The sequence below is a fragment of the Paenibacillus plantarum genome, assembly GCF_013141695.1.
Taxonomy (GTDB): domain Bacteria; phylum Bacillota; class Bacilli; order Paenibacillales; family NBRC-103111; genus Paenibacillus_E; species Paenibacillus_E plantarum.
In genome coordinates this window covers 1-1,115 of record NZ_WHNY01000025.1, presented here as the reverse complement: position 1 = coordinate 1,115, position 1,115 = coordinate 1, and the positions used below count along the sequence as shown (strand labels likewise).

The 1,115-nt window shown below is 42.6% G+C and carries 1 protein-coding gene; it reads right to left on the bottom strand.

Translation table 11 applies throughout. The features are described 5' to 3' along the window. Positions 1–27 precede the first annotated feature (27 nt). The gene (locus GC096_RS07095; RefSeq protein WP_246302623.1) at positions 28–1,053 is read right to left on the bottom strand and encodes a transposase; all 1,026 of its coding nucleotides are present in this window, start codon (positions 1,051–1,053) and stop codon (positions 28–30) included. Positions 1,054–1,115: the final 62 nt, after the last annotated feature.

Sequence of the window (1,115 nt, the reverse complement as noted above, 5' to 3'; positions counted from 1 at the left end):
TCATAGTGAGTCTGAAGACTGTTTATTTTACTGAATATTCTGAAAATGTTTTCGAGTAGAGAGGGCCCCTTTTTTACTCAGGCATTTTTGTAAAGAGGCCTGAATCGCTTGAGCTTTTTCGTAAATTCGCATGCCTGGTAAATCAAGGGGAGGATTACCATCCTCTAGCAAAAGCGAGCGAACTGCAGCGACATATCCTTTTGCAACTTCGACTTCTAGAGAATCGCCTTGCTCAATTTTACGCTCGGTATCTCGAATCCCGCGCATACTTTTCTTTAACTCTGTTTTGAGCTTTCGATCGATGTCAACGACTGGTTTGGCAATGTCTTTTAAGTAGTGATACTGACAATATTGGTAAGGAACATCTGGTAATAATGTCTCCATAGCCAAACGGATGGATTGTTGACCATCACTCACAATACCAACAATTGGATAGCCTAAATCAATGATCGGTTGAATGAGCGTTTGTAGCTCGATTGCTGTTCCGCTCTTCATGTTCCGTGCGACTAAAACTGTTCCGCTGAATACTTCACGAATCACATAAAGCGTTTCGTTTCCCTTCTCAGGTTGAACACCATCCATCGACAAGACAATGCCGCCATTCTGTTCAGTTACTTCGGCAAGCGTATTTTTCACGTGATCATCCAAACTTGCCGCGAGTAGTGTTTGGTACCTTTCGTAAAGATTTTGTGCCGATCTTTCGGAAGTAAGTACGCCGCGTTCATTGAGTTCATCGGCAATTTCCTTACGAGTCATATGGCGCTTAAAGCGAAGTTCACCGACTAAGCAGAGCACATCGAATCCATAAGCGGAATGCTTAGGACTTAATGCTTCGGCTTCAGCAGATTTAAACAGAGCATCAAGATTTGAGCAGTTTACATTCACGCATCTGTAAGCCATACTCCATGCTTCAATGACTTCATTTAGTGTAGCAATCTTCTTATGCCAAGCCGTGTGGGAACGGCGTAATTTCGATTCACAATGCGGACAATGCTTTATCTCCGACTTGAAATATATTTTTTTAGTTGGGCGAAGACGATCTTTAACGAGCAAAATAGACAACCCCTTTGGTGAAAGTTTACCACATCGTTAACTTCGCCGAAGGGGTTGGAAAT